The following is a 26,600-nucleotide window of genomic DNA, read 5'->3' on the forward strand; positions in this document are numbered from 1 at the left end:
CTACGCGGCGGTTGGTAGGGTTGCAACGAAAGAGGCGGAATTGGACGGCTCGTTCCCACAGTGTCGCACGCCGCTGGCGCCCGCCGTGCGCCGTGGCAGTCAAGGGCGAATTCTGATCATCTCCGCTCTCGTGGTCACCATTCTTGGTGGTTGCCGGGCATCCGAAACGGTGATCGGCGCGCGCGACGACCAGCTCGCCGCGCGAATCGAGCGGATCAACGCGACCCAGGGCGCCTATGACCGGCAGGAGCATTCCGACGCGGAACGCCTGATGCTGGCGGCACTCGGCAAGGCCGGTTCGGCGTCGGAACGACAGCATCTGCTGAACGAGCTCGCCGACCTCTACAGCTACCACCTGCTCGACATCGAACGCGCCGTCGATACCGACACCCGCATCCAGGCCATCGGCACGCTGTCCGACGGCGACCGTCCGGGCTTCTCGGCGGGCTCGGCGAACAACCGCATCCTGGCGGACACCGCCTACCGCGACCGCTACGTCAACGTCACCTCCAGCCAGATCATGGCGCTGTCGCAGCGCCGGCTGGAGCGCAACCGCAACCTGCTGATGGGCACGCCGCCCGGATCGTCGCAGAGCTACACCCGCGCCAAGCTGGAACAGTTCCTGGCGGACGTCGGGGCCGACCTGACCCGCACCCACCCCGGCACGCCCGACCGCCGTCAACTGATCAGCCGGCTGATCCGCGCGGAATGGGAACTGATCAACCTCGGAACGCCGCCGGCCAGCCTGACCGGGGCAACCCTCGCCAAGAAGGAGGGGATGCGCCCGTCCGACTTTTTCTTTCAGGAAATCGACTTCATTTCGCTGTCGCGCTATTACGAATCGCTGTTCGACAAGACCGGGACGATCGAATTCGCCGAAATGGCCCTGGCGATCGTGTACATTCCGTACAACAACATGACGGATTACTCGTCGCGCTGGATGTACAACCGGCTGGTCAACCGGTACATCGAGAAGCTGATCGATGCCTGCTACCGCGCGCGGCGGCATCAGGACATGCTGTATTACATCTCGCTGAACAAGTCCCGGATGATCCTGGAAGAGCGCGCCCGCTACCGTTCGCTCAGCCCGCGCCTGGCCGGCATCGGCGCCGGCGCGGTGCCGCTCGACCCGGTCACCCGCCTTCCCGACAAGCAGGCGTTCCTGGCCCGTCTGCGCTCGACGCCGGCCTTCCTCGACTATTACATCGCCGGCGATTACCGCTCGGCCCCCGCCAATTCGGAGATCGCCATCGCGTCGCGCCGGGATTCGGCGAGCTCGTTGATGGAGCTGCGCGCGGTGGCGGTCGCCGCCCCGTCCGCCCCATCAGCGTCGACATCGGCGACGGCAGCCCCCGCCCGTCCGGCCGTCGCCAACGACGTCTTCGTCGAGGAAAGCCTGTACGTGACCTATCTCGACGGCGGGGCGATCCAGGTCCAGCGCCTGACCGGCGCGCCGATGCGGGCGCTGCGCACCGCCGTCGCCGACGAGATCGCCGGTCTGGAGGCGGAATACGGCTCCTGGGTGACGGCCAACCGCGCCGTCGCCGTGGCCTCGGGATCATCCGCCTCTCCGACCCCCGCCCCCGCGGCAACCCCCGCCGCGGCTCCCGCCGCCGCCCCCCGCCGGCCGCAGACCGGCGCCGCCGCACGGCTGCTGCTGCCCTTCACGGTGAAGCCCGGTGTGGTGGTGTCGCCGGACAAATGGCTGTCGGCCTATCCCTTCGCCCTGGCACTCGGGCCCGATTCGCCGCGCGCGCTCAACCTGATGAGCTTCGCACCGCAGTCGCGCCTGTCCAACACCCGTCTGGCCGGCCTGTTCAACCCCACCGGCGACCTGCCCGATTCCGAGCAGGAGATCGCCCACATCGCCCGTTCCTTCCCGGACTCGACGCTGCTGAAGCGCGGGGAGGCGTCGAAGCGGGCCTTCGCCGCGGTGTCCGGCCATTCCATCCTGCATCTGTCGATGCACGGCCTGTACGATCCGGGCGATCCGTCCTCGTCCAAGCTGCTGCTTGCCGGCAGCCGGATGGACGAGTCGCGCGACGATTCCGCGGCCCTCTACGCCCGCGAGATGCTGGATTTCGCCGCCGCTCAGGGCAACGAGCTGGTGTTCCTCGCCGCCTGCGAAACCGGGCTGACCGCCGGCGACAGCCGCAACCGGTCGGAGCTGATGGGCATCCTGCGGCCGCTGATGGTGGGCGGCAACCGCAACATCGTCCTCACCCTGTGGAAGGTCGATTCGCTGACCGCCGGGAAGTTCGTCCAGTATTTCTACGAGGCGCTGGCGCAGTCGAACGACGTGCGAGTCGCCTTCTCCCGCAGCCAGGATCGCCTGCGCGCCGAATACCCGACGACGCCCTACATCTGGGCGCCCTATTACCTGATCCAGTAGAGCCGCATGAACCGGGGATACGCGATGACGGGGCTGCTGCGGCTTCTGGTCCTGACGATTCTGGTGGTGTGGCCGGCGGTGGCGGAGGCCGCAGCGGACCGGCTGGCCATCGTCATCGGCAACGGCGCCTACCGCAACGGCGCCCCCCTGCCCAACGCGCGCCGCGACGCGGAGGCGGTGGCCGCGGCGCTGCGGCGCCTGGGCTACCGCGTGGTGGACGGCTACGACCTCGACCACGCCGGGATGGGCCGCCTGATGCAGCAGGCCGAGGACGCCATCCGGACGGAGGGACCGGCGACGGTGCTGACCTTCTACGCCGGCCACGGCTTGCAGATCGGCGGTCGCAATTACCTGCTGCCGACGGATTTCGCGCTGACCCGGCTGCAGGATGTGGAAGGGACCGCCCTGTCGTTGGACCAGGTGCTGGAACGCACGGGCGGCGCGCGGGCCCTGCGCGTCGCCATCCTCGACGCCTGCCGCGACAACCCCTTCGCCGCGGAGGTGGCGCGGCTACTCGGGCTGCGCGGCGTGCCGACGCGCGGGATGGCGCGGGTCACCCGCGGCAACGACATGCTGGTCGCCTTCGCCACCGAGGCGAACGCGGTGGCGGCCGACGGGACCGGTCGGCACAGCCCCTACACGGCGGCGCTGCTGGAGCACATCGAGAACCCCGAGCTGGAGTTGCGCGTCCTGTTCGACCGCGTGCGCGACAGCGTCCAGGCGGCGACGGGCGGGCGGCAGAAGCCCTTCGTCTACGCCTCACTCGGCACCACGAGCCATTGGCTGGCCCGGCCGGCGGGGGCGGGTGCGGTGGCACCCGCCCCGGCTTCGGCGTCCCCGGTCGCGGCCCCGCGTCCGGCAGCCACTCCCGCCCCGACCCCGGCCGTTGCGGCGGTGCCGGCGGCACCCGGCGGCGCCCCCGTGCGCCGCGCCCTGATGGTCGGGTTCCGCGACATCGCCGACACCGCGGCCATCCGCCAGCGCATCGAAAAGGACATCCCCAAGGCGCTGGTCGGCTTCGTGGCCTCGCCGGACGAGGCGGACGTGCTGTTCGTCGGTGGAAGCGACGACACCCTGCGGTTGACCCTGCAGAATGCCGCCCTGGCGGAGGCGTCGCGGCAGCGGGCCTTCTCCCGCCGTGCGGTGGCGGTGGCGGCACCCGCGGCCGGCTCCGGCGCTCCCCGACCCGGCCGCGAGGCGCCGGCGGCGGTCGGCGACCTTGTGAAGTCGCTGCGGGTGATCGCGGAGAACAGCGACCTGCTGCTGCTCGGGCGCGCGGCCGGCGGCTTCCGTCTGGCCTTGTCGACCGGCGACGGCCGGGTGCGCTTCAGCGACGGGGAGCAGCTCTCCTACACGGTGGAGTCCGGGCAGGACGCCCACCTCCTGCTGATCGCGGCCTCCTCCGACGGGTCGGTCAACGTTCTGCTGCCGAACCAGACCACGCGCGCCGCCCGCGTCGGGGCGAACGGCCGGCTCCGCCTGCCGACCGGGGAGGAGAGCTTCTACGTGACCGCACCCTTCGGCACCGACCTCATCAAGGCCATCGCCTTTACGAGCAAGCCCCCCTTCCTCGACGAGCTGGTGCCCCGGAACGGTCCTTACACCGCCCTCAGCCGCAGCCAGGCGAAGGCGCTCGTCGCCCGGATCGCCGCCTGGATGGACGCCAACCCCGGCCGCTTCGCCGAATCGGTGATCTTCATCGAGACCACCGCCCGCTGAACCAGCGCGGCCGGATGGCGGCCTACAGCACGACGACGTAGCGCTTGACCATCGTCTTCACGACCTCCCAGGAGCCGGTGAAGCCCGGCTCCAGCACGAAGCGGTCGCCGGCCTTCAGGGTCCAGCGCCGGCCGTCGCTGTGGGTGATGACGCCGACCCCTTCCAGCACCTCGCAATACTCCCACTCGTCGTAGACGATGCGCCAAGCGCCGGGGGTGCAGCGCCAGGTGCCGGCGAAGCGTTTGCCGTCCGCCGATTCGTAGGCATTCCAGGTGGTGAAGCGCGGGTCGCCGGACAGCAGTCGGTCGGGGGCGGGGCCGCCCTCCTCCGGTTGGACGTCGGGCAGGGGAACGAGGTTCATGAGTCCTCCAGTGACCGGACGAGGGCGGGAAGCTCGTGCAAGGACGCGATGCGGCGGTAGCCGTCGGCAGGCGGCTCGGCCTGCTCGTGCGCCCAGGTGATGTGGTAGGGGACGTGCACGGCGCGCCCGCCCGCCTCCAGCACCGGCAGGATGTCGGACCGCACGGAGTTGCCGACCATCAGGAAGCGGCCGGGCTCCACCCCATGACGGGCCAGGATGCGGGCGTAGGTCGCCCGGTCCTTCTCGCTGACGATCTCCACCGCGGTGAAGCGTTCGGCCAGCCCGGAGCGGGCGATCTTGCTCTCCTGGTCGAACAGGTCGCCCTTGGTGATCAGCAACAGCCGGCGGCCGGCGAAGGCGGCCAGCGCCTCCTCCACCCCGTCCAGCAGATCCACCGGGTGTTCCAGCATCGCCTTGCCAAAATCGATCAGGTGCTGGATGTCGCGGCCGGCGATGCGCCCCTCGGTCAGCTCCACGGCCGTCTCGATCATCGACAGCACAAAGCCCTTGATGCCGTACCCGTAGACGCCGAGGTTGGCGCGCTCCGTCTCCAGCAGGCGGCGGTCGATGTCGGCCGGGTCGGCGGCGTGGGCGAGCACCGCGCGGAAGCGGTCCTGCGTCATGGAGAACAGCGACTCGTTGTGCCAGAGCGTGTCGTCGCCGTCGAAGGCGATGGTGTCGATCATCGGCGGACCCCCGCAGCCGTTCGGTGCGCCAACAGCTATGCCGCCGCCGCCGGGGTGTCCAGCCGCAAGGGCGGGGGAGGGCGGCCTTTTTTGCGCACCGTGCCTTCGCTTAGAGTGGCGCGTAGACTGCCAGCCGTTCCCCACACCGGAAAACCCGTCATGCTTCCCGAGTTCGACATCCGCCCCGGCATCGCCACCCTTCCGGCCAGCCCGATCGTGGAGATCGCCAATTACGGCCGCAGTCTCGGCCGCAGCGACCTCATCCCGCTGTGGTTCGGGGAGGGCGACGTGCCCACCCCCGCCCCGATCGTCGAGGCCGGGGTGAAGGGCCTGCGCGACGGGCGCGTCTTCTACACGGTCCAGCGCGGCCTGCCGGAGCTGCGCGCCGCGCTGTCCGGCTATCTCGGCCGGGTGCACGGCGTGTCCGTGCCGGTGGAGCGCATCACCGTCACAGGATCGGGCATGCAGGCGATCATGGTCGCGGCGCAGATGCTGGTCGGCCCCGGCGACGAGATGGCCGTCGTTTCCCCCGTCTGGCCGAACATCAGCGCGGCGGTCGGGGTGGCCGGCGGCACCGCGGTCCAGGTGCCGATGACGCTGGGCAACCAGGGCTGGACGCTCGATCTGGAGGCGCTGTTCGCCGCCTGCGGCCCACGCACCAAGGCGATCTTCGTCAACTCCCCCGGCAACCCGACGGGATGGGTGATGGAGAAGGCGGACATGGCCCGCCTCATGGAGTTCGCCCGGTCCCGCGGCCTGTGGGTGGTGTCGGACGAGGTCTACGCCCGTCTCGTCTACGACCGCCCGGCCGCCCCGTCCTTCCTGGAGGTGTCGGAGCCGGACGACCGGCTGATCGTCATCAACAGCTTCTCCAAGAACTGGTCGATGACCGGCTGGCGGCTCGGCTGGATGGTGACGCCGGCGCGGCTGGGGCCGGTGCTGGAGAACCTGATCCAGTTCTCCAACTCCGGCGTGGCGGAGTTCGTGCAGCTCGCCGGCCTCACCGCCATCGAGCAGGGCGAGCCCTTCGTGGCCGAGCTGGTGGAGCGCTGCCGCGCCGCCCGCGATCAGGTCATGGCGATCCTGGGCAGCCTGCCGCGGGTGCGGGTGCAGCCACCGGCCGGCGCCTTCTACGCCTTCTTCCAGGTGGAGGGGGAGCCGGACAGCATGGCGCTCGCCCGCCGCATCATCGACGAGGCGGGCGTTGGCCTCGCCCCCGGCACCGCCTTCGGGGCCGGCGGCGACGGGGCGCTGCGCCTGTGCTTCGCCAGCCGGCTGGAGAGCCTGAAGACCGCGCTTGCGCGCATGGCGCCGGTGCTGTCCTGAGTGGGAGGAAGGCAAGACGAAGTGATCATCAAGACTAGGATCGTCAGATAAGCTGATGATTTGCTGATTGATCGACCCATCGTCTTGCGTTGTTTTTGGGCAACATGCCTGTGATTATTCCAGGGCCAGTCATCGATTGGGCACAGGGCGGCCATACAAAGCCGTGGGTGGTCAAATGGGGTAGGGGAGCGTAATTATCTTTCTGTCAGCGGATGGCGGCGCCCCCAGGGGCCGGCGGCCTTCCGCGGAAAGATACGAACAAGACAAACTCAAGGAATCATCATCATGGCGACGGCTCTGCGTACGGCCCCTGCTGGCCACGGCCTGTTCGGCGTCGGCGTTTCGCGGCGTCTCGACGGCTTCTTCGACATGTTCACCACCTGGCATCAGCGCGCCGTGACCCGCCGCGAACTGGCCCGTCTGGACGAGCGCGTGCTGCACGACATCGGTCTGTCCCAGTCCGACGTCGAACAGGAAGTGTCGAAGCCCTTCTGGCGCGCGTAAAGCGCCCGACCCGGCTGCGAATGCAAAAGGGCCGCTCCCGAAAGGGGGCGGCCCTTTTTCTGTTTCACACCCTCGCCCGCCTCCGGTGGGAGAGGGAAGGGGCCCACGCCCATGGCGTGGGAAGGGTGAGGGCTGGGATTCTCGGGAAGACCCTTGCCCTCACCCTCCCGCTTCGCGGGTCCCTCCCTCTCCCGCCGGGGGCGGGAGAGGGTCGATCAGGTCAGATGCAGTAGGACTGCAGCGGCGAGAAGCCGTTGAAGCAGACGGCGCTGTAGGTGGTGGTGTAGGCGCCGGTGGCGCGGATGCGCACGCGGTCGCCGACCTTCAGCGACAGGGGCAGATGGTACTCGGTCTTCTCGTACAGCACGTCGGCGCTGTCGCAGGTCGGGCCGGCCAGCACCACCGGCTCGGTCTCCTCGTCGTGGTCGACGGGGGTCTCGATCGGGTACTGGATGGCCTCGTCCATGGTCTCGGCCAGACCGCCGAACTTGCCGATGTCGAGATAGACCCAGCGCTTGCGCTCGTTCGCCGACTTGCGCGAGATGAGAACGACCTCGCTCTCGATGACGCCGGCGTTGCCGACCATGCCGCGGCCGGGCTCGACGATCGCCTCGGGCAGGTGGTTGCCGAAATGCTGCCGCAGCGAGTGGAAGATCGCCTCGCCATAAGCGGCGGACGCCGGCACGTCGGAGCGGTAGCGGGTGGGGAAGCCGCCGCCCAGATTGATCATGCCGAGATCGACGCCGTGCGCCTCCAGGTCACGGAAGAGCATGGCGACCTGCGCGATGGCGATGTCCCACTGCGTCAGGTCCTTCTGCTGCGACCCGACGTGGAAGGACACGCCCCACGGCTCGACGTTCATGTCGCGGGCCTTCAGCAGCAGTTCGCGCGCCATCGGCAGGTCGCAGCCGAACTTGCGCGACAGGGGCCACTCCGCCCCCTCGCCGCTGGTCAGGATGCGGCAGAAGACGCGGGCGCCGGGCGCGGCGCGCTCGATCTTCTCCAGCTCCGCCTCGCTGTCGAAGGCGAACAGGCGCACGCCCAGCTCGAAGGCGCGGCGGATGTCCGCTTCCTTCTTGATGGTGTTGCCGTAGGAGATGCGGTCGGGCGTGCAGCCGGCGGCCAGCACCATCTCGATCTCCGGCACGCTCGCGGTGTCGAAGGCGGAGCCGAGGCGGTTCAGCAGCGACAGGATCTCCGGGGCCGGGTTGGCCTTCACGGCGTAGTAGATCCGCGCGTCCGGCAGGGCTTCGCTGAGATCGTTGTAATTGCGCTCGACCACGTCGAGATCGACGACGAGGCACGGGGTCTGCGGGCGCTGCTCTTCGAAAAAGCGCGCAATCTTCTCGGTCATCTCAGTCTCCCGGACGCAAGATGCTGGGTGGCGACGACGGATTTTGGGCAGAGTCGGAGTCTAAGCGGCCGAACACGCAAACTTGACCGTCAGATGGTCAGGCGTTCAGGCCGCTCATACTGGACGTCGTCTTTTCCGGGGCCTGTGTTACCAGGTACGTGCAGACGGGATGATTTCGGAGCCTGGTGGGCTTCAAAGGCCCACCGACAACAACATGAACCATCGTAACCTCCAAATCGCCGCCTTGCTTAAGGGACGGTCGGGAAATCACGCGTTACGTCGTTGCATAACCACAGTCGCTTAGGGAAAGCGAGGGCGGGCCAGCGGCACGTGCGCTTGCGAGTGGCGCAGTACATAGATCGAATGGGGCGGGGTTTAAAGAGGAAAATCGCACCCACCTGTGAAAAATTCCGGGTGCCGTTCCGGCACCTGGACGCGATGCCGGGATGGGGGTGGCATGGGTGGATCGCTCGACGATCTGGGGCCGGAAACGGTCGTCACGCGGCTGGTTCTGGCGCTGGTCTGCGGCGCCCTGCTGGGGCTGGACCGCGAGGCGCGGGGCAAGCCGGCGGGGCTGCGCACCAACACGCTGGTGGCGCTCAGCGCCGCCGCCACGACCCTGGTGGCGCTGGAGATGCTGGCCGAATCCACGGCCCGCGGCCAGCCGGGCGACGTCGATCCCACCCGCGTCATCCAGGGGCTGGCGCAGGCCATCGGCTTCATCGCCGCCGGGGTGATGATCCAGTCCGGCGGCACGGTGCGCGGGGCCACCACGGCCGCCATGGTGTGGATGGCCGGCGCGCTCGGCATCGCCTGCGGCGCCGGCTACCACGTCATCGCCTTCATCGCGCTCGGGCTCAGCCTGATGGTGATGCTGGTGCTGTCGCCGCTGGAACGCTGGCTGTTCAAGGGCGAGCGGAAGCGGACGGGGCCGGAGGATCCGGACGAGGAGGACGCGCCCTGACCATCCCGCGGGCGCTCAGCCACGCCAGCAAAGCCACCGCGGCCACCGAGCCCATCATCGGCAGCGAGGCGCCATCCGACAGATGGCCGACCAGGATGCCGACCAGCGCCGCCACCCCCATCTGCACGAAGCCCAGCAACGCCGAGGCGAGGCCGGCCATGGTGGGGTAGGGGCCGACGGCGCCGGCCATGGCGTTGGGCAGCGTCAGCCCGGTGCCGAGGATGAACAGGAACATCGGGACGAGGATGGCAGGCAGGGTCTCCATCCCGGCCGCCGCCAGCCCGGCCCCGATCGCACCGCCCGCCAGCGAACAGCCCGTCCCCAGCCGGATCATCCGCTCGATGCCCAGCCGCGCGGTGTAGCGCCCGGCCAGAAAGCTGCCGGCCATGTAGCCGATCACCACCAACCCGAAGCTCAGCCCGTAGGCGACCGGCGACAGGTGCAGCCGGCCGATCAGCACGAAGGAGGAGCCGGAGATGAAGGCGAAGATGCCGCTGTAGGCGAAGGCCACCGTGAACATGAAGCCGAGATAGCCGCGGTCGCGCAGCAGCAGCAGATAGTTGCCGAGCAGCCGCTCCGGGCGCAGCGCGTCGGGGTCGCGGTGGGTGTTGGTCTCCTCCAGCAGCAGCAGGACGCTGGCCAGCACCAGCACGCCGAATCCGGTCAGCAGCAGGAAGGTGGCGCGCCAGCCGAACCCCTCCGTCAGCAGCCCGCCCAGCACCGGCCCCACCGCCGGGGCCAGCGCCATGGCCATCGCCATGTAGGCCAGCACCCCCGCCGCCCGGTCGCGGCCGAACACGTCGCGCACCACCGCGCGCGCCACCACCGGCCCGCAACAGGCGCCCAGCGCCTGGAACAGCCGCGCGGCGACCAGCGCCTCGATGGAGGCGGCGAGCGCGCAGAGCAGGCTGGCCAGGATGTAGAGCGACACCCCGCCGATCAGCGCCGGGCGCCGGCCGAAGCGGTCCGACACCGGACCATAGAAGAGTTGCGCCACGGCGAAGCCGACCAGGAAGGCGCTGAGCGTGAGCTGGACCGACGGCACGTCGGTGCCGAACACCGTCACCAGCGTCGGCAGGGCCGGCAGATAGAGGTCGGTGGACAGCGGCCCGAAGGCGACGAGCGCGGTCAGCAGCACGCGGACGAGGGCGGAGTCTGGGCGGGGCATGGCTCGGATCGACGCCGTTCCGGAACGGGCGGGGGAGGACGGTCTACCCGTAGCGCAGCAGCCGCGCCCCATTGGTCTTCAGCCAGGAGCGGGGCCCCTTCACGTCGGGGGTGAGGCCGGCGCAGACGGCCCAGAAACGCGGGGAGTGGTTGAGTTCCTTCAGATGCGCCACCTCGTGCGCGACCACATAGTCGAGCACCGGCTCCGGCGTCATGATCAGCCGCCACGAGAAGGAGAGGCGCCCGGTCGCCGAGCAGCTTCCCCAGCGGCTGCGGGTGTCGCGCACCGTCACCGCGGCCACGCGGGCGCCGATCAGCGCCGCCTTCTCCCGCGCGCGGGCCGCCAGCTCCCGCCGCGCCTCGGCGACGAGGTGGTCGAGCACGCGCCGGCGCAGATGTTCGGGCTGGCCGCCGACCAGGATCGCACCATCCTCGCGCCGGGTGCCGCCGCTGTGGCCGGTGCTGTGCCGGATCACATGGTCCACCCCCAGCACCGGCACCACCGCGCCGTCGGCGAAGGGAAGCTGCGGCGGCAGCGCCGCCAGCCGGTCGCGCACCCAGCCGTCGTGGCGGGTGACGAAGCGCCGCACCTCCGCCTCCGGCAGGCCGGGCGGCACCACCACCTGGATCAGCCCGCGCCCGGCATCGACCCGAAGGGTCAGCCGGCGCGTGCGTGTGCTCTCCCTCAACTCCAGGGGGGCGGGCAGGCCGGCGATCAACAGGGCGCGGGGACTGCGTGCGGCGCGGCGGGATGTCATGGCCGCACTATAGACCGCTGCTCCGCGGGTCGGCCAGTGCCTGTCGGAACCGGAGGATGAGCCGTCCGCCAAACGACATAACCAATCCGAATTTGTTGCATCCCGGGGCTTTTGTGTCACTTTGGTAGGAGACCGCCGTCCAGCGGTAGTGATCGTCAAGTCGAGCCCTGGCAGGAATCGTTGTGTCGAACCCTATTCAAGAGCGATATCCGGAAGGGACTATGGCGTCACGCGAGCATATGCTTGGCGTACTCCTTTCGGCCGGGGGTGAACCGCTGACGTTGCTGGACACCGGTGGCCGCATTCTGGTCGCGAGCCGGATGTTCGCCGAGGCGGTCGGTGTGATCGGCGACGAGCTGGAGGGGTGCGCCCTGGATGGTTGCGGCATGGCGCCGGTGCTGGCGGAGCGTTTCCAGGGCCATGTCCGCCGCTGCGCGTCCACCGGACACCCGGCTTCCGTGTCCGGCCTGCTGCCCGGCCGCACCCTGCGCTTCGCCCCGGTGCTCGATCCCGACGGGCGTGTCTGGGCGGTGACGGTCGGCGCCCGCGTCGGTGCCGAGGCGCTCGACGCCGCCCGCCGCGAGGCGGAGGAGGCGCGTGCGGAGGCCGCCCGCGAGCGCGCCGCGAAGGGCAAGTTCCTGGCCGCCGCCAGCCACGACCTGCGCCAACCCTTCCAGGCGATGCACCTCTTTCATCACCTGCTGTCGGCCAAGCTGACCGATTCCGGCGCGCTCGACATGGCGGCCCGACTTGGCGAGTCCATCGAGGCGGCGGAGGTCCTGCTGCGCGCCCTGCTCGACGTCACCAAGCTGGACGCCGGGCTGATCACCGCCGAGCTTGGCCCGGTGCCGGTGGACGATGTGCTCGGCCGGCTGATCGACGAGTTCCAGCCGGAGGCGGACAAGGCGGGGCTGCGCTTCAGCGTCCACCCCACCGGCTGCGACGTGGTGAGCGACGCGGCCCTGTTGGAGCGCCTGCTGCGCCCGCTGATCGCCAACGCCCTGCGCTTCACGGAGAAGGGTGGCGTGCTGATCGGCGGCCGGCACCGCGGCGGCAGCCTGCGGCTGGAGGTGTGGGACACCGGCTGCGGCATTCCCGAGTCGGAACGCGACGCGATCTGGAACGACTTCCACCAGCTCGGCAACCCCGCCCGCGACCGGCGGCACGGCCTGGGGCTTGGGCTGGCCATCGCGCAGCGGCTGGCCGCCCTGCTCGGCGCCACCCTGTCGGTGCGGTCGCGGCCGGGGCACGGCTCGGTCTTCGCCGTGGAGCTGCCGCTGGCTGGCGTGGCGCGCGGGCCGGCACCGCAGCACCAGCCGGCGGAGGAGGAGCCGCCGGCGCAGGGCACCGTGCTGGTGGTCGAGGACGATCCCATGCAGCTCGAAGGCATCGTCATGCTGCTGCGCGACTGGGGGTACCGTGCGCTCCCCACCCGCGGCCTTGCCGAGGCGTGTCGCGAGGCGGCAACCCGTCTGCCGGACATCATCGTGTCCGACCTCCGCCTTTCCGGGCCGGAGACGGGGGTGGACGTGATCCGCACGCTGTGGAGCCGGCTGGGCCTGCGCATCCCCGGTGTGATCGTCACCGGCGACACCGATCCGGAGCGCCTGCGTCTGGTCAACGCCGCCGAATTCCGGCTGGTCCACAAGCCCTTCGACCCGGCGGTCCTGCGCGCCATCATCGCCCGCAGCTTGGCGGCGTTGCCGCCTGCGATGGAAGCCGCAGCGGCGGGAGCCGCGTGACGCGACCGCGTACGCCGCCGCCGCAACCATTTCCTGCGTCAACAAAGCTTCACAAAACCGTCACGTCGTGGCAATGCTGTACCCCTATGCAGCCGGGGCAGGGCGGCGTTGCGTGAGGGCCGGATGGCGGTCGGCGTGCGCCCCGAGAGACCCCACACAGGGAGGCACCCATGATCCGCTTCAAGGCCGCGCTGACGGCGTCGGCGCTGACGTTCGCCGTCACCACCCTTTCCGCCCAGGCCGCCACCGAGCTGCAGTGGTGGCACGCCATGACCGGCGCCAACAACGAGACGGTCGAGCGGCTCGCCAAGGAATTCAACGAGAGCCAGTCCGACTACAAGGTCGTCCCCGTCTTCAAGGGCACCTATCCGGAGACGCTGAACGCCGGCATCGCCGCCTTCCGCGCCCGCCAGGCCCCGCACATCATCCAGGTGTTCGACGTCGGCACCGGCGTGATGATGGGTGCGCGCGCCGCCATCAAGCCGGTGGCCGAGGTGATGAAGGACGGTGGCGAGACCTTCGAGATCAAGAACTACCTGCCGGGCATCGTCGGCTACTACTCGACCAGCAAGGGCGAACTGCTGTCCTTCCCCTTCAACAGCTCCTCGCCGATCGCCTACTACAACGTGAAGGCGCTGCGTCAGGCCGGGCTCGACCCCGCCAAGCTGCCGAAGACCTGGCACGAGGTGTTCGACGCCGCCCGCAAGATCAAGGCGTCGGGCTGGGCCTGCGGCGTCACCACGACCTGGCCGACCTGGATCGGGCTGGAGAACTTCGCGGCCTGGAACAATGTGGCCTACGCCACCGACGCCAACGGGCTGAACAGCCTGACGCCCAAGCTGAAGATCAACGAGCCGATCTTCGTCGACCATTGGGACCGCATCGCCACCCTGCAGAAGGAAGGCGTTTTCCAGTATGGCGGCCGCACTGTGGAGGCGAAGAACAAGTTCCTGTCCGGCGAATGCGCCATCCTCACCGAATCGTCGGGCGGCATCGGCGACATGATCAAGTCGGGCATGGAGTTCACCACCGGCCCGCTGCCCTATTACCCGGAGGCGGCCGGCGCGCCGCAAAACACGGTGCCGGGCGGGGCCTCCCTGTGGGTGTTCGCCGGCAAGCCGGCGGCCGATTACAAGGGTGTGGCCAAGTTCTTCACCTTCCTGTCGCAGACCCCGGTGCAGGCGCGGCTGCATCAGGTGTCGGGTTATCTGCCGGTCACCTTCGCCGCCTACGAGCAGTCCAAGAAGGACGGTTTCTACGAGAAGAACCCCGGCCGCGAGCAGCCGATCCTGCAGATGATCGCCAAGCAGCCCACCGACAACTCGCGCGGCATCCGTCTGGTCAACATGCCGGCGGTGCGCGACATCGAGAACGAGGAGATCGAGGCGCTGCTGGCCGGCAAGCAGGACGCCAAGACCGCGCTGAACCGCGCGGTGGAACGCGCCAACGCCGCCATCGAGACGGCCGCCAAGGCGGTGCAGCAGTAAGGAACAGTCCCCTCCGCCGGCCCGCCCGGCGGAGGGGCGTCCGCCATGCAACGCCGCGTCACCTTCCCCAACCGGGTCCTTCCGTATCTGCTGCTGGCGCCGCAGATCGCGATCACGTCGGTCTTCTTCTTCTGGCCCGCCTTCCAGGCGGTGAAGCAGTCGCTCTACCGCGAGGATCCCTTCGGCCTGTCCAGCGCCTTCGTGGGGCTGGAGAATTTCCGGGCCGTGCTGACCGACCCCAACTACCTGCACTCGCTGCGGGTCACGGTGGTGTTCAGCCTGTCGGTGGCGGTCGCCGCGCTCGCCGCGGCGCTGCTGCTGGCGGTGATGACCGACCGGGTGGTCAAGGGGCGCGGCGTCTACCGCACGCTGCTGATCTGGCCCTACGCGGTGGCTCCGGCGGTGGCCGGCATGCTCTGGCTGTTCCTGTTCAGCCCGGCGATGGGCACGCTGGCCTTCCTGCTGCGCCGCGCCGGCGTGGCGTGGGATCCGCTGCTGGACGGCGACCAGGCGATGCTGCTGGTGGTGGTGGCCGCAGCGTGGAAGCAGGTCAGCTACAACTTCATCTTCTTCCTGGCCGGGCTCCAGGCCATCCCACGCTCGCTGATCGAGGCGGCGGCCATCGACGGGGCCGGGCCGTGGCGCCGCTTCTGGTCCATCATCTTCCCGCTGCTGTCGCCGGTCAGCTTCTATCTGCTGGTGGTCAACACCGTCTACGCCTTCTTCGACACCTTCGGCATCATCCACGCCGTCACCGGCGGCGGCCCGGCCAAGGCGACGGAGACGCTGGTCTACAAGGTCTTCAACGACGGCTACGTCAACCTCGACCTGGGATCCTCCTCCGCCCAGTCGGTGATCCTGATGGCGATCGTCATCGGGCTGACGGCGGTGCAGTTCCGCTACGTCGAGAAGAAGGTGCATTACGCATGATCGAGCGCCGTCCGGTCGGAACCCTGCTGGCGCATTTCACGCTGATCGCCGGCATCGTCATCGTGGCCTTCCCCATCTACTACACCTTCGTGGCGTCCACCCGGACCATCGCGGAGATCCTGGCCCCGCCCATGCCGCTGTGGCCGGGACCGCATTTCCTGGAAAATTACGGGCAGGCGCTGTTCGGCGGGCTGGGGCGGATCGGTGGGGTCGATGTCTCGCTGCTGCTGGCCAACACCACGGTGGTGGCGCTGGCGGTGGCGGTGGGGAAGATCGTCATCTCGATGCTGTCGGCCTACGCCATCGTCTTCTTCCGCTTCCCGCTGCGGATGGTGTTCTTCTGGATGATCTTCATCACGCTGATGCTGCCGGTCGAGGTGCGCATCATGCCGACCTACAAGGTCATGGTGGATCTGGGGCTGATCGACACCTACGCCGGGCTGACGGTGCCGCTGATGGCGTCGGCCACCGCCACCTTCCTCTTCCGCCAGTTCTTCCTGACCATCCCCGACGAGCTGGTGGAGGCCGCGCGCATCGACGGCGCCGGCCCCTGGCGTTTCTTCAAGGACATCCTGCTGCCCTTGTCGAAGACCAACATCGCGGCCCTCTTCGTCATCCTCTTCATCTATGGATGGACGCAGTATCTGTGGCCGCTGCTGGTCACCAACAGCAACGACATGAACACGATCATCATCGCGCTGCGCAAGATGATCTCCTTCGCCGACGCCGAGACGGAATGGCACATGGTGATGGTCACCACCATCCTGGCGCTGGTGCCGCCGGTGCTGGTGGTGGTGCTGATGCAGCGCTGGTTCGTCAAAGGCCTCGTGGACAGCGAGAAGTGACCCATGGCAACGGTTGAACTGCGGCAGGTCCGCAAGCATTACGGCGCGGTCGAGGCCATCAAGGGCGTCGATCTCAGCGTGGCGGACGGGGAGTTCCTGGTGCTGCTGGGTCCGTCCGGCTGCGGCAAGTCCACGCTGCTGCGCATGGTGGCGGGGTTGGAGGAGATCACCGAGGGCGAGATCGCCATCGCCGGCCGGGTGGTCAACCGGCTGGAGCCGAAGGATCGCAACATCGCCATGGTGTTCCAGAACTACGCGCTCTACCCGCACATGAGCGTGTACGACAACATGGCCTACGGGCTGAAAATCCAGGGTCTGCCCAAGGCCGAGATCAAGGCGCGGGTGGACAAGGCCGCGGCCATCCTGGAACTCGGTTCCTACCTGGAACGGCGTCCCTCCCAGCTTTCCGGCGGGCAGCGGCAGCGCGTCGCCATGGGCCGCGCCATCGTGCGCGAGCCGGCGGTCTTCCTGTTCGACGAGCCGCTGTCCAACCTGGACGCCAAGCTGCGCACCCAGATGCGGGTGGAGATCAAGCGGCTCCAGGACCGGCTCGGCATCACCAGCCTCTACGTCACCCACGACCAGGTGGAGGCGATGACGCTGGCCCACCGCATCTTGGTGATGAACGGCGGGGTGGCGGAGCAGGTGGGCACGCCGCTGGAGGTCTACCAGCGCCCTGCCAGCCTGTTCGTGGCCGGCTTCATCGGCTCGCCGCCCATGAACATCCTGGACGGCGCGCTGTCGTCCTCGGGCACCGCGGTGGAACTGCACGGCGGGCACCGGCTCGACCTGCCGCGCGCCCTTCCCGGTGGGGCCGGGCACCCGGTCAAGCTCGGCATCCGACCGGAGCATCTGGGCCCGGCCTCGGACGGCGCCGGCCCCCGCCTTCGTCTGCGGGTGGAGCTGGTGGAGGCGCTCGGCGCCGACACGGTGGTGCACGGACGTCTGGCGGAGGGCGACACGCTGCTGGTGCGCCAGCCGGGCCTGCCCTCCTGCACCACCGGCGACACGCTGGAGGTGTCGGCCCCGGCCGACGCCATCCACCTGTTCGACGGGGAGACGGGGCGGCGGCTGGCGGAGTGAGGGGTTGATCGGGCGTCCGGAACCGCGATGATGCGGGGAGCTTTCCCCGCACCGGTCCCTTGTCATGGTCGCATCCTTCCTCGCCCTCCGCCTTGCCGGCACGCTGGTCGCGCTTGGTTTGCTGACAGGGCCCGTCACGGCGCAGGAGCCGCCGCCCGAGCTCACCCCCTTCGGCGCCATCCGGGCCGGGGACCAGAACCGCTTCATCCCCGAATGGACCGGCGGGCTGACGGCGCCGGTCAAGGGCTACGTCGATGGACAGCGCCACCCCGACCCCTTCTTCGAGGATCCCCGCTGGTTCACGGTGGGGCCGGCGGATCTCCAGCGTTACCGCGTGCGGCTGTCGGTCGGGCTGCAGGAGCTGCTGAAGCGCCATCCCAGCTTCGAGGTGCCGGTCTACGTCACCCGCCGCACCGCCGCCGCCCCCCAGCGGATCTACGACGCCACGGCGGAGAACGCGAAGACCGCCCGGTTGGTGGAGAACGGGCTGGTGGTGCGCGACGCCCGCGTCGGCATCCCCTTCCCGCAGCCGAAATCGGGTGCCGAGGCGATGTGGAACCATCTGCTGCGCTGGCGCGGCGGCACGGTGACGGCGCTGGACGGGGTGGTGGTGCCGGACAGCTACGGCAATCTGGCGCTCAGCCGCTACCGGATGGAGTGGTTCCCCGCCTATTCCCTGGCCGCGGACGCGCCAGCCGCCCTCTACCTCAAGCGCAGCGGGCTGGAGCCGCAGCAGGTGGCGGGCGGGGTGCTGATCCTGCAGGACGCGCTCGACCCGATCCGCCGCCCGCGCGCCGCCTGGTTCCGCCCGCCCGGCGATACCAAGGTGCTGCGCGCGCCCGACTTCGCCTACGACACCCCCGATCCGACGACCGACGGCGTCCGCACCGCCGACATGCTGGACATGTTCAGCGGCATGCTCGACCGGTTCGACGTCACGCTGGTCGGACGGCGGTCGATGTACGCCCCCTACAACGCCAACCGGCTGGAGGCGGGAAACCTGACGCCCGAGGATTTCCTGTGGGCCGCCCACCCCAACCCGGCCTTCCTGCGCTACGAGCTGCACCGGCTGTGGGTGGTGGACGCGAAGCTGAAGCCCGGCTTCAGCCACCCCTTCCCCGAACGCACCTATTATCTGGACGAGGATTCCTGGCAGATCGTGATGGCCGAGCATTACGCGCCCGACGGCACGCTGGCCCGCTACGCCGAGGCGCACGGCATGACCTACAGCCAGGTGCCGGTCTTCGCCCCGACCATGGAGATCACCTACGACCTGTCCGGCAACCGCTACGTGATCAACGGGCTGGACAACGACGGGCCGCCGCCGGTGTTCGGCAAGCCGATGACCGCCGACGCCTTCGCCCCGGAAAGCCTGCGAACGACCACTCGGCGGCGCTGACGGTCAGTCTCCGCGGGGATCCGCCCCGTTGAGCCGGTGCAGAAGCTCCACCAGCGACAGCACGAACAGCGGCGTCAGGATGGCGACCAGCCGGTCCGACCCGCGGTCGCCCGCCGACCCCACCGCGATCAGCAGGATGGTGGTTGCGGACAGGGCGAGTGCGGCCAGGAACGCCGTGTCCTGACGCGGCAGACCCTGGCGCAGGGCCGCTGCGGCCGCCGCCGCCCACAGAAGGAAGACGTTCAGCTTGAAGAACACCCCCTGGACGAACTCGAATTCGATCAGGCGCCGCCAGTTCAGCAGCAGGTAGCGGGCCCAGAAGATCGGGCTGATCTGCCGCTGGTCGACCTCCCACAGCGGCAGCACCACCCCGCGCAGCAGCCAGTAGGTGAACAGCGACAGCAGCGAGGTGCCGAGCAGCGCCAGCAGGTAGCGGCGGCGGTCGGCACCGACCTCGGTCCAGCCGGCCAGCAGCTCCGCCGTGGCGATAATGGCGATCACCAGCGGCAGCAGCTCGCGCTCGAAGATCGCCAGCATCAGCAGCGGCAAGGCTACCCAGCGCCAGCGGTCGTCGCGGCGGGAGAGGACGACGATCTCCAGCAGCAGAAACCAGCTCCACCCCTCCGTCAGCGGCGCCAGCGTGTAGAACAGCGTCGTCCCGGCCAGCAGCAGCAGCCCGACGGCCAGCAGCCCGTAAGGCGACAGCAGCCGCGCCCGCTCCCCGTCGAGGCGCGCCGCGGCCATGTACAGAAGCCCGCCGGTGCCGACCATGCCCAGGAAGCTGCCGAACATCAGCGCGAAGAACACGTCCTTGGAATAGGTGGCGCCGCCCTGCGTGGCGTGCTGCTCGAACCAGATGTCGTTGGGGTAGATCAGCCCCAGCTCAAGGATTGCCCGCGCGATCAGCGTCGGGATCTGCCGCATCGCGAAGGGTGCGCGCACAGCGTCGAAATCCAGCGGGTTCAGCACCATGGCGTGGTAGCTGCGGAAATCGTTCATGCCGGTCCACGGCACCGCATACTTGTGCGCGTAGAACAGCATGGGGTAGGCGAGGAGCGCCGTCAGCAGGGCGCCGATCAGGAAGCGTCGCATGGCAGCAAGCTACCACCCGCGGGCGAGCCGGCGCGACCCTTCGCAGTCAGTGCCGGACCGCCCCCGCCACCCAATGGCTCACGATCGTCTCCGCCGCCAGCGGGTTGCACCCGGGGTTGTGGAAGCGGTAGACGGTGACGGCCGCCTGGAGCGCGTAGCATTCGGGCTGGCCGCAGTCGCACAGGCCCGAATAGCAGCGCGTCACCGCCTCGCGGCAACGGAGGTGCTGGTCGTCCATCAGGGGGTCTCCTTCTCAGCCAGAGGAATGCCGTAGATTTCCAGCCGGTGGCCCACGATCCGGTAGCCGAGCTCGCGGGCGATCCGCTCCTTGAGCGCTTCCAGTTCGGGGCTCGCGAACTCGATCACCACGCCGGTGCGGGTGTCGATCAGGTGATGATGATGGTGATTCGACGCCTCCTCGTAGCGGGCGCGGCCGTCGCCGAAATCCAGCTTCTTGATGACCTCGGCGTCCTCCAGCAGGCGCATCGTCCGATAGACGGTGGCGAGTGAGATTCGTGGGTCGAGGAGGTTGGCGCGGCGGTGCACCTCCTCCACGTCCGGGTGGTCCTCGGACTCCGACAGGACGCGCGAGATGACGCGGCGCTGGTCGGTCATCTTCAGCCCCTTCTCGAGGCACACTCTCTCCAGACGTGACATCATCGGGGGCCGCATCCATCGCAATCGCGAACCATTCGCAGAATACAACACCAAACCGGGTTGCACCGCAACATGGACGCGGCGAATAGCCGCACTTTTCCTGTGGGTAGCGAAACCACCGGGCCATTCCGCGGTTGAGGCAGGGACGCCGCCGGCCGCGGGCTTGGCGGCGTCGGGGAATCGACACCGGAAAACAAGGACGGAAGACGACCATGACCCTCTCGCGCATCGCCCTCGCCGCGACCCTCGGCTTGTGGGTGGCCGGGCCGGTGCTGGCCCAGCAGGGCTCGCAGTCCGCCACCAGCGCCCCCACCCGCGCCGCCACGATGATGGACCCGGCCGGCAAGCAGGTGGGATCGGTGACCATCGCCCAGTATCCGGCCGGCGTCTTCATCCGCGGTGAGCTTCAGGGCCTGCCGCCGGGCTGGCACGGCTTCCACATCCACGAGAAGGGCGCCTGCACCCCCGCCTTCGACGCGGCGGGTGGCCACTTCAACCCCGGAAAAGCCAAGCACGGCCTCAACCAGGCGTCCACGCACGCGGGCGATCTGCCCAACATCCATGTGCACGCCGACGGCACCGCCCGCTTCGAATTTGTCACCCAGCTCGTCTCGATCGGCGGCGGTGCGACGGATCTGATGGACCAGGACGGCTCCGCCTTCATGGTCCATGACGGGCCCGACGATTACGTGACCGATCCCTCCGGCCACTCCGGCGGGCGGATCGCCTGCGGCGTGATCAAGTAGGACGGTCAGAACGTCGCGGCGAAGCGCTGCACCGCGGCGAAGGCCTCCTCCACGTCGCGGGCCAGCGCCGCCACCGTGGGCCAGTCGCCGCCGGCCGCCTGCTCCAGTGCGAAGGCGGCCGACCCCAGCAACTTGGCGCCCGCGGTGCGGGCGGAGCCCTTGATGTTGTGGGCGCAGCTCTTGACAGTCGCGGCATCCTGCGCCGCGAGTGCCGCGCGCAAGGCGTCCATGATGGCACCGGTGACCTCGACGAAGTCGGCGAGCATCTCGCGGATCAGGTCCTGGTCGCCGCCGCACAGCTCCGTCAGCGACCGCAGCTCGATGGCCGGTGCCGTGCCGGTGGGGGTGTCGTCGGGAGCGTCGCCCGGCGTGTCGCCGGCCGCGGGCGCTGCGGTCGCGGCCCCGTCGGCGGGCGGCGGCTCCTCGGCAGCGGGCGCGCCGCCCGGCGGCGCGGCGACCCAGCGTTCGAGGGCGGCCGACAGGCGGGTCATGTCGATCGGCTTCGCCACGCAGTCGTCCATCCCGGCGGAGGCGAACTTGTCCGCCTCCCCCTGGAAGGCGTTGGCGGTGATGGCGATGATCGGCAGGCGGCGGCTGCCGCCGCGCTCCATCTCGCGCACGCGCCGGGCCAGCTCGAAACCGTCCATCTCCGGCATGTGGACGTCGGTCAGCAGCGCTGCGTACTGGCGCCGGCGCAGCGCCTCCAGCGCCTCCACCCCGTTGACGGTCATCTCGGCGGCGTAGCCCAGCGACTGCAACTGCATCATGATGACCTTGCGGTTGATCGGGTTGTCCTCCGCCACCAGGATCAGCCGTCCCTCGCTCAGCGCCTCGTGCACGGTCGGCGCCTTGGGCGCGGGCAGGCGCGGCGGCGGCGCCACCGGCTCCACGTCCGGGCTGGCGCGTCCCGCCCCCACCGCGACCGCCCGCAGCAGCGTGTGGCGCCGCACCGGGCGGGACAGGGTCAGGATGCCGTCGCCGAGCGTCCGCGAGTCGCCGTCGGCCATCGCCGCGCACAGCAGCACCGCCGGGGTCCGTCCCTCGCCGGAACGGCGCCCCAGCAGCTCCGGCGCGCGCGCCACCGCGGCCGGGTGCAGGTCGGCGCAGATCACCACCACGTCGATCGACCGCGCCTCGGTGCGGGCGGCCAGGCTCTGTTCCGCCACGTCGCGCTCGTCCGCCGCCGGTATCACGCGCGCGCCGGCGCCCCGCAGGTATCGGCCGAGGAACTCGCGCTCCAGCGGGTTGGGAAGGGCGGCCAGCACGGTCAGGCCGGACAGGTCCGGCTCCGTCGGCAGCGGCTTGCCCTGGTTGTCCTGCGCCGGCAGCGGTGAGATGCCCAGCGGCAGCGAGATCCAGAAGGTGGAGCCGGACCCCACCGTGCTCTCCATCCCCACCTCGCCGCCCATCAGCGTGGCCAGCCGGCGGCAGATGGACAGGCCCAGCCCGGTGCCGCCGAAGCGGCGGGTGGTCGAGCTTTCCGCCTGGGTGAAGGGGTGGAACAGCTTGGCGCGCGCCTGTTCCGACACACCGATGCCGGTGTCGATGACGGAGATGCGCACCCGCCGCCAGCCGGCCCCCCTTTCCATGGCGTCGGCGCGGATCACCACATGGCCGGCCTGGGTGAACTTGATGGCGTTGCCGCCGAGATTGAAGAGGATCTGGCGGATGCGCACGGGGTCGCCGAACACGGCGGGCGGCACCTCCGGATCGATGAAGGTGAACAGCTTCAGCCCCTTGCGCCGGGCGGCGGGGGCGAAAGTGTCGGCCACCCCCTCCACCAGCGCGCCGACCGACACCGGCACCTGCTCCAGATCCATCTTGCCGGCCTCGATCTTCGAGAAGTCGAGGATGTCGTCGATGATCCGCAGCAGCGCGGTGGCGGATTCGCGGATGGTCGCCACCGTGTCCGCCTGGTGGGCGTCCAGCGTGGTGCGTTCCAGCAGCTCCACCATGCCCATCACGCCGTTCATCGGCGTGCGGATCTCGTGGCTCATGGTGGCGAGGAAGACGGACTTGGCGGCGGTGGCCTGCTCCGCCTCCTCCTTGGCGATCTCCATCTGGCGCTCGGCCAGCTTGCGCCGGGTGATGTCGTAGTACCAGGCGAGATAGACCGGCCGGCCCTCCAGCACCGTGGGATCGCCGGACACCAGCGCCCAGAAGGTGGAGCCGTCGGCCCGGCGCAGGCGGGCCTCGACGTCGCGGATCTGACGGTGGTTCAGGATCCAGTGGATCAGGCGCATGTGGTCGTCGGCGACCGAGAACAGGTCGCGGGCGTCGATGCCGATGATCTGCGGGTCGCCCACCCCCAGCATATGGCCGAGCCGGCGGTTGGCGAAGACGATGGTCCCGTTCTCGTCGAAGGCGCTGACGCCGATCGGACTCGATTCGAGGATCGAGCGCATCTGCTCGCGGCTTTCCGACAGCTCCGCGGTGCGCTCCATCACCTTGGTCTCGATGGACTTGATGTAGTCGAAGGAGCGCAGCGCCGAGATGATGGCGGTGAACAGCCCCTCCGCCGACAGCTCGGCCTTCGATTTGTAGTCGTTGATGTCGTAGTCGATGATGATGTCGCGCTGCGGCGCCTGTCCCGGCTGGCCGGTGCGCAGCACGATGCGGACGTCGTGGTTGCCGAGATCGTCGCGGATCCAGCGGACCAGGTCGAGACCGGCGTGATCGTCCTCCATCACCACGTCGAGCAGGACGACGGCGATGTCGCCGCGCGCCCGCAGCACCGCCCGCGCCTCCGCCGCCGAATGGGCGCCCAGCAGATGCAGCGGCCGGCCCAGGAAGACGGTGCCGGCCAGGATCAGGCTGGTCATGGAATGGACGTCGGCCTCGTCGTCCACGACCAGCACCGGCCACGGGTTGAGGTCGGAGGACTCCGCCTCGCCCTCGTCGGCGAACAGGATGTCGTCGTCCTCGTCCGCGGGCGCGCCCATGCTCATGCGTACCGGCTCCCTCGGTGCTCGATGGCTTCCGGCTCCTCGGCCGGCCGGTTGCGGCCGGCGGCGTTGCGCGGGATGCGCATCGTGAAGGTGGTTCCCCCGCCCACGCGGCTGTCCACGGCGATGCGGCCGCCCAGCGTCTGGGTGACGAGGTTGTAGACGATGTGCAGCCCGAGCCCGCTGCCGCCGGCTCCGCGCCGGGTGGTGAAGAACGGCTCGAAGATGCGCGGCAGATGCTCCTCCGGAATGCCTTTGCCGTCGTCGCTGAAGCGCAGCTCCACCTCGCCGTCACCGGCAAGGGCGGCGGTCAGCGCCATGCGCCCGTCCGCATCCCCGTCGAAGGCGTGGGTCAGCGCGTTGATGATCAGGTTGGTGATCACCTGCGACAGCGCGCCGGGATAGCCGTTGACCTCGATCCCGTCGGGACAATCGACGGCCAGGGAGTGGCGGCTCTTGCGCAGCTGCGGACCCAGCGAGGTCACCACCTCGCCGAGGTAGGTGCTCAGTTCGAAGCTGCGCTGCTCCTGGCTGGTCTGATCGACCGCGACGCGCTTGAAGCTCTGGATCAGCTCGGCCGCGCGGGTCAGGTTCTGCTGGATGAGCCGCGTCGCCTCGCCGGCGGTGGCGACATAGCCGGTCAGGTCCGATTTCTTCAGCCCGCCCGCCTCGAAGCTGTCGACCAGCGCCCGGGTGCGGGTGGACAGATGCGTGGCGCAGCCGTAGGCGATGCCGACGGGGGTGTTGATCTCGTGCGCGACGCCGGCCACCAGCAGCGCCAGCGACGCCATCTTCTCGGCCTGGACGAGGCTGGCCTGCGTCTCCTTCAGCTCGGCGTAGGCCTGCTCCAGGGCCTGCATGGCGCTGAAAATCTCCTCGGCCGAGCGCGCCTCCACCGTGATGTCGGTGAAGGTGCGCACGAAGCCGCCGCTGGGCAGCGGGTTGGAGCGCACCTCGATGACGGTGCCGTCGTTGCGCCGGCGCTTGAAGGCGACCGCGTGCTCGGAGCATTCGTACAGCCGCTCGTAATACAAGTCGGGATCGTCGCCGGCGTCGATGAAGGCGCCGCGGTCGTGCTGCATATCGACGATCTCGGGGTAGGAGGGGCGGCTGTCCAGGAATTCCGACGGCACGTTCAGCAGCTCCGCGGCGCGGCGGTTGGACAGCACCAGCCGCAGCTCCGGGTCCACCATCACGATGCCCTGGTCCACATTGTCCAACGTGATCTGCAGGATGTTGCGTTCGCGCGCCAGATCCTCGGCCGCCTGCATGCGCTGGGTGGCGTCGGACATGGTGCCGGTCAGCCGGACGGCCTGGCCGCCGGCGTCGCGGATCGCGGTCGCGCGGTCCTCCAGCCACATCCAGGATCCGTTCTTGCGCCGCGCCCGGTAGGTGATGGAGAAGGTGGGGGCGCTGCCGCGCACGTGGCGCTCGATCGAGCGCAGGACGCCGGGCAGATCGACCGGATGGACCAGCGACTCCCACGCCTCGGTGGTCATCGCCAGCTCGCCGGGGTCATAGCCGAGCAGGGAGGGGAATTCCGGCGACCACCAGTACTGCCCGGTGCGCAGATCGAGATCCCAGACCGACGAGCGGGTGGCGGTGATGGCCAGCGACAGCCGCTCCTCGCTCTGGCGCAGCGCCGCCTCCTCCTCGTTCAGGCGCGACATCATGGCGTTGTAGGCGCGGATGACGCGGCCCAGCTCGTCCGCGGAATCCCAGTCCACGAAGCGCCGCTCGTGGTCGCGGTCGGCCAGCCGGATGGAGGCGATCAGCCGCTTCAGCGGGATGCCGATGGTCAGCCGATGGGCGGTCAGCGCGGTGAAGACCGTGCCGATCAGGACCAGGGCGAGCAGGGACAGGGTGCTGACGATCTCCCCCTGGATCTGGGCGTCGGCCGGTGCGTAGGTGAAGGACAGCGACACCATGCCCAGACGCTGGCCGTTCACCGTGACGGAGCGGCTGGTCATGTCCAGGTCGCGGTCCTTCGGGCAGCCGCCCTCCGGCCACAGGTAGCGCTTACCGGCCATCTCGTCCTCCACCACGACGCAGCGGAGTTCCGGGTTGATGGCGATCGCCTTGATGATGTTGCGCGTCGACGCCTCGTCCATCGCCCACAGGCTGGCGGACAGCGCCATGGCGTTGCTCTCCGCCACCGTGTCGATGCGCCCGGCCAGCGTCTGCTTCAGCTCCGCGTGCCTGGAGATGAAGAACATGGCGGAGAAGCCGAGCGTCGTCAGCAGCAGGATCGGGATCAGGATGACCAGGAACTTGGCCGTGACGGACGGAACGCCCTGCCAGGCCCGATGCACAGGGCTCATCGCGCGGGTCCCACCGGGGCCGGCCGCCGGCCGCGTCGCGCGCCGTGCCCGCGGGGGCGGCGGTCGTCGGATCGGTCGCGCATCGCATCCTCCTGTCCGGCGTGAGGAAAGGGCGGGTTGCG

Annotated in this window: 22 protein-coding genes; 12 read left to right on the top strand and 10 right to left on the bottom strand. The window is 69.5% G+C overall.

Annotated elements, in window-relative coordinates; translation table 11 throughout:
* Window positions 1–169: 169 nt before the first annotated feature.
* Window positions 170–2,392 (top strand): CHAT domain-containing protein, encoded by a 2,223-nt coding sequence (locus tag HL658_RS38075; RefSeq protein WP_180283104.1) that lies wholly within the window; start codon window positions 170–172, stop codon window positions 2,390–2,392.
* Between the two features lie 6 nt (window positions 2,393–2,398).
* Complete coding sequence (locus tag HL658_RS22090; RefSeq protein ID WP_180283103.1) at window positions 2,399–4,111, top strand: caspase family protein; 1,713 nt, start codon at window positions 2,399–2,401, stop codon at window positions 4,109–4,111.
* A gap of 22 nt (window positions 4,112–4,133) precedes the next feature.
* On the opposite strand, the gene HL658_RS22095 is transcribed toward HL658_RS22090, so the two are convergent.
* Window positions 4,134–4,472 (bottom strand): cupin domain-containing protein, encoded by a 339-nt coding sequence (locus HL658_RS22095; RefSeq protein ID WP_180283102.1) that lies wholly within the window; start codon window positions 4,470–4,472, stop codon window positions 4,134–4,136.
* Window positions 4,469–5,158 (bottom strand): HAD family hydrolase, encoded by a 690-nt coding sequence (locus HL658_RS22100; RefSeq protein WP_180283101.1) that lies wholly within the window; start codon window positions 5,156–5,158, stop codon window positions 4,469–4,471. Before HL658_RS22100 ends, HL658_RS22095 begins: the two co-directional genes overlap by 4 nt.
* 159 nt (window positions 5,159–5,317) lie before the next feature.
* Between HL658_RS22100 and HL658_RS22105 the strand changes: the two genes are divergently transcribed.
* Window positions 5,318–6,484 carry a pyridoxal phosphate-dependent aminotransferase gene (locus HL658_RS22105; RefSeq protein WP_180283100.1) on the top strand — a complete coding sequence of 389 codons (1,167 nt, stop codon included), beginning with the start codon at window positions 5,318–5,320 and terminating at the stop codon, window positions 6,482–6,484.
* A 285-nt stretch (window positions 6,485–6,769) separates the two neighbouring features.
* Complete coding sequence (locus tag HL658_RS36660) at window positions 6,770–6,988, top strand: DUF1127 domain-containing protein (RefSeq protein ID WP_211109814.1); 219 nt, start codon at window positions 6,770–6,772, stop codon at window positions 6,986–6,988.
* A 220-nt stretch (window positions 6,989–7,208) separates the two neighbouring features.
* Here the strand turns inward: HL658_RS36660 and HL658_RS22115 are convergent, their stop codons facing one another.
* A complete protein-coding gene (locus HL658_RS22115; RefSeq protein ID WP_180283099.1) occupies window positions 7,209–8,342 on the bottom strand; it encodes a type III PLP-dependent enzyme in 1,134 nt (377 codons plus the stop codon).
* Between the two features lie 457 nt (window positions 8,343–8,799).
* Here HL658_RS22115 and HL658_RS22120 point away from each other — a divergent pair, with 457 nt between their 5' ends.
* A complete protein-coding gene (locus HL658_RS22120) occupies window positions 8,800–9,306 on the top strand; it encodes an MgtC/SapB family protein (protein WP_180283098.1) in 507 nt (168 codons plus the stop codon).
* On the opposite strand, the gene HL658_RS22125 is transcribed toward HL658_RS22120, so the two are convergent.
* Window positions 9,248–10,474 carry a multidrug effflux MFS transporter gene (locus HL658_RS22125; RefSeq protein ID WP_180283097.1) on the bottom strand — a complete coding sequence of 409 codons (1,227 nt, stop codon included), beginning with the start codon at window positions 10,472–10,474 and terminating at the stop codon, window positions 9,248–9,250. The two genes, HL658_RS22120 and HL658_RS22125, sit on opposite strands and share 59 nt — an antisense overlap.
* 43 nt (window positions 10,475–10,517) lie before the next feature.
* Window positions 10,518–11,231, bottom strand: a complete 714-nt coding sequence (locus HL658_RS22130; protein WP_180283096.1) for a M48 family metallopeptidase — start codon at window positions 11,229–11,231, stop codon at window positions 10,518–10,520.
* Window positions 11,232–11,512: 281 nt separating this feature from the next.
* Here HL658_RS22130 and HL658_RS22135 point away from each other — a divergent pair, with 281 nt between their 5' ends.
* The 6 genes from HL658_RS22135 to HL658_RS22160 all read left to right on the top strand — a co-directional run bounded on the left by HL658_RS22135 (window position 11,513) and on the right by HL658_RS22160 (window position 18,717).
* A complete protein-coding gene (locus HL658_RS22135) occupies window positions 11,513–12,973 on the top strand; it encodes a hybrid sensor histidine kinase/response regulator (RefSeq protein ID WP_180287662.1) in 1,461 nt (486 codons plus the stop codon).
* Window positions 12,974–13,143: 170 nt separating this feature from the next.
* The gene (ugpB, locus tag HL658_RS22140) at window positions 13,144–14,460 is read left to right on the top strand and encodes a sn-glycerol-3-phosphate ABC transporter substrate-binding protein UgpB (protein ID WP_180283094.1); all 1,317 of its coding nucleotides are present in this window, start codon (window positions 13,144–13,146) and stop codon (window positions 14,458–14,460) included.
* Between the two features lie 45 nt (window positions 14,461–14,505).
* Window positions 14,506–15,390, top strand: a complete 885-nt coding sequence (gene ugpA / locus HL658_RS22145; protein ID WP_180283093.1) for a sn-glycerol-3-phosphate ABC transporter permease UgpA — start codon at window positions 14,506–14,508, stop codon at window positions 15,388–15,390.
* Window positions 15,387–16,235 carry a sn-glycerol-3-phosphate ABC transporter permease UgpE gene (ugpE, locus tag HL658_RS22150; protein WP_180283092.1) on the top strand — a complete coding sequence of 283 codons (849 nt, stop codon included), beginning with the start codon at window positions 15,387–15,389 and terminating at the stop codon, window positions 16,233–16,235. The genes ugpA and ugpE overlap by 4 nt, the downstream gene beginning before the upstream one ends.
* Before the next feature lie 3 nt (window positions 16,236–16,238).
* Window positions 16,239–17,318 carry a sn-glycerol-3-phosphate import ATP-binding protein UgpC gene (locus HL658_RS22155; protein ID WP_180283091.1) on the top strand — a complete coding sequence of 360 codons (1,080 nt, stop codon included), beginning with the start codon at window positions 16,239–16,241 and terminating at the stop codon, window positions 17,316–17,318.
* Between the two features lie 64 nt (window positions 17,319–17,382).
* Window positions 17,383–18,717 (top strand): DUF1329 domain-containing protein, encoded by a 1,335-nt coding sequence (locus tag HL658_RS22160; protein WP_180283090.1) that lies wholly within the window; start codon window positions 17,383–17,385, stop codon window positions 18,715–18,717.
* Window positions 18,718–18,720: 3 nt separating this feature from the next.
* Here HL658_RS22160 and HL658_RS22165 read toward each other — a convergent pair whose 3' ends face one another.
* From HL658_RS22165 to HL658_RS22175, 3 genes are read right to left on the bottom strand one after another with little or no spacing between them, the layout of a single operon-like run.
* Window positions 18,721–19,809, bottom strand: coding sequence for a hypothetical protein (locus HL658_RS22165; RefSeq protein ID WP_180283089.1), 1,089 nt, complete (start codon window positions 19,807–19,809; stop codon window positions 18,721–18,723).
* 46 nt (window positions 19,810–19,855) lie between these two features.
* Window positions 19,856–20,047, bottom strand: coding sequence for a hypothetical protein (locus tag HL658_RS22170; protein ID WP_180283088.1), 192 nt, complete (start codon window positions 20,045–20,047; stop codon window positions 19,856–19,858).
* Complete coding sequence (locus HL658_RS22175) at window positions 20,047–20,469, bottom strand: Fur family transcriptional regulator (RefSeq protein WP_180283087.1); 423 nt, start codon at window positions 20,467–20,469, stop codon at window positions 20,047–20,049. Before HL658_RS22175 ends, HL658_RS22170 begins: the two co-directional genes overlap by 1 nt.
* Before the next feature lie 209 nt (window positions 20,470–20,678).
* Between HL658_RS22175 and HL658_RS22180 the strand changes: the two genes are divergently transcribed.
* Window positions 20,679–21,212, top strand: coding sequence for a superoxide dismutase family protein (locus HL658_RS22180; protein WP_180283086.1), 534 nt, complete (start codon window positions 20,679–20,681; stop codon window positions 21,210–21,212).
* A 5-nt stretch (window positions 21,213–21,217) separates the two neighbouring features.
* Here HL658_RS22180 and HL658_RS22185 read toward each other — a convergent pair whose 3' ends face one another.
* Both HL658_RS22185 and HL658_RS22190 read right to left on the bottom strand, forming a co-directional pair.
* A complete protein-coding gene (locus tag HL658_RS22185) occupies window positions 21,218–24,160 on the bottom strand; it encodes a response regulator (RefSeq protein WP_180283085.1) in 2,943 nt (980 codons plus the stop codon).
* Entirely contained in the window at window positions 24,157–26,478 is a 2,322-nt protein-coding gene (locus HL658_RS22190; protein WP_180283084.1) for a PAS-domain containing protein, read from the bottom strand. Before HL658_RS22190 ends, HL658_RS22185 begins: the two co-directional genes overlap by 4 nt.
* Window positions 26,479–26,600: the final 122 nt, after the last annotated feature.

Origin of the sequence: Azospirillum oleiclasticum (assembly GCF_013423485.1) — a bacterium.
Lineage (GTDB): Bacteria > Pseudomonadota > Alphaproteobacteria > Azospirillales > Azospirillaceae > Azospirillum > Azospirillum oleiclasticum.

Excerpts from the sequence above, each read along its gene's own strand:
- HL658_RS22090 (WP_180283103.1), top strand. The coding sequence starts at position 2,399 with ATGAACCGGGGATACGCGATGACGGGGCTGCTGCGGCTTCTGGTCCTG.
- HL658_RS22095 (WP_180283102.1), bottom strand. The coding sequence starts at position 4,472 with ATGAACCTCGTTCCCCTGCCCGACGTCCAACCGGAGGAGGGCGGCCCC.
- HL658_RS22100 (WP_180283101.1), bottom strand. The coding sequence starts at position 5,158 with ATGATCGACACCATCGCCTTCGACGGCGACGACACGCTCTGGCACAAC.
- HL658_RS22105 (WP_180283100.1), top strand. The coding sequence starts at position 5,318 with ATGCTTCCCGAGTTCGACATCCGCCCCGGCATCGCCACCCTTCCGGCC.
- HL658_RS36660 (WP_211109814.1), top strand. The coding sequence starts at position 6,770 with ATGGCGACGGCTCTGCGTACGGCCCCTGCTGGCCACGGCCTGTTCGGC.
- HL658_RS22115 (WP_180283099.1), bottom strand. The coding sequence starts at position 8,342 with ATGACCGAGAAGATTGCGCGCTTTTTCGAAGAGCAGCGCCCGCAGACC.
- HL658_RS22120 (WP_180283098.1), top strand. The coding sequence starts at position 8,800 with ATGGGTGGATCGCTCGACGATCTGGGGCCGGAAACGGTCGTCACGCGG.
- HL658_RS22125 (WP_180283097.1), bottom strand. The coding sequence starts at position 10,474 with ATGCCCCGCCCAGACTCCGCCCTCGTCCGCGTGCTGCTGACCGCGCTC.
- HL658_RS22130 (WP_180283096.1), bottom strand. The coding sequence starts at position 11,231 with ATGACATCCCGCCGCGCCGCACGCAGTCCCCGCGCCCTGTTGATCGCC.
- ugpB (WP_180283094.1), top strand. The coding sequence starts at position 13,144 with ATGATCCGCTTCAAGGCCGCGCTGACGGCGTCGGCGCTGACGTTCGCC.
- ugpA (WP_180283093.1), top strand. The coding sequence starts at position 14,506 with ATGCAACGCCGCGTCACCTTCCCCAACCGGGTCCTTCCGTATCTGCTG.
- ugpE (WP_180283092.1), top strand. The coding sequence starts at position 15,387 with ATGATCGAGCGCCGTCCGGTCGGAACCCTGCTGGCGCATTTCACGCTG.
- HL658_RS22155 (WP_180283091.1), top strand. The coding sequence starts at position 16,239 with ATGGCAACGGTTGAACTGCGGCAGGTCCGCAAGCATTACGGCGCGGTC.
- HL658_RS22160 (WP_180283090.1), top strand. The coding sequence starts at position 17,383 with ATGGTCGCATCCTTCCTCGCCCTCCGCCTTGCCGGCACGCTGGTCGCG.
- HL658_RS22165 (WP_180283089.1), bottom strand. The coding sequence starts at position 19,809 with ATGCGACGCTTCCTGATCGGCGCCCTGCTGACGGCGCTCCTCGCCTAC.
- HL658_RS22170 (WP_180283088.1), bottom strand. The coding sequence starts at position 20,047 with ATGGACGACCAGCACCTCCGTTGCCGCGAGGCGGTGACGCGCTGCTAT.
- HL658_RS22175 (WP_180283087.1), bottom strand. The coding sequence starts at position 20,469 with ATGATGTCACGTCTGGAGAGAGTGTGCCTCGAGAAGGGGCTGAAGATG.
- HL658_RS22180 (WP_180283086.1), top strand. The coding sequence starts at position 20,679 with ATGACCCTCTCGCGCATCGCCCTCGCCGCGACCCTCGGCTTGTGGGTG.
- HL658_RS22185 (WP_180283085.1), bottom strand. The coding sequence starts at position 24,160 with ATGAGCATGGGCGCGCCCGCGGACGAGGACGACGACATCCTGTTCGCC.
- HL658_RS22190 (WP_180283084.1), bottom strand. The coding sequence starts at position 26,478 with ATGAGCCCTGTGCATCGGGCCTGGCAGGGCGTTCCGTCCGTCACGGCC.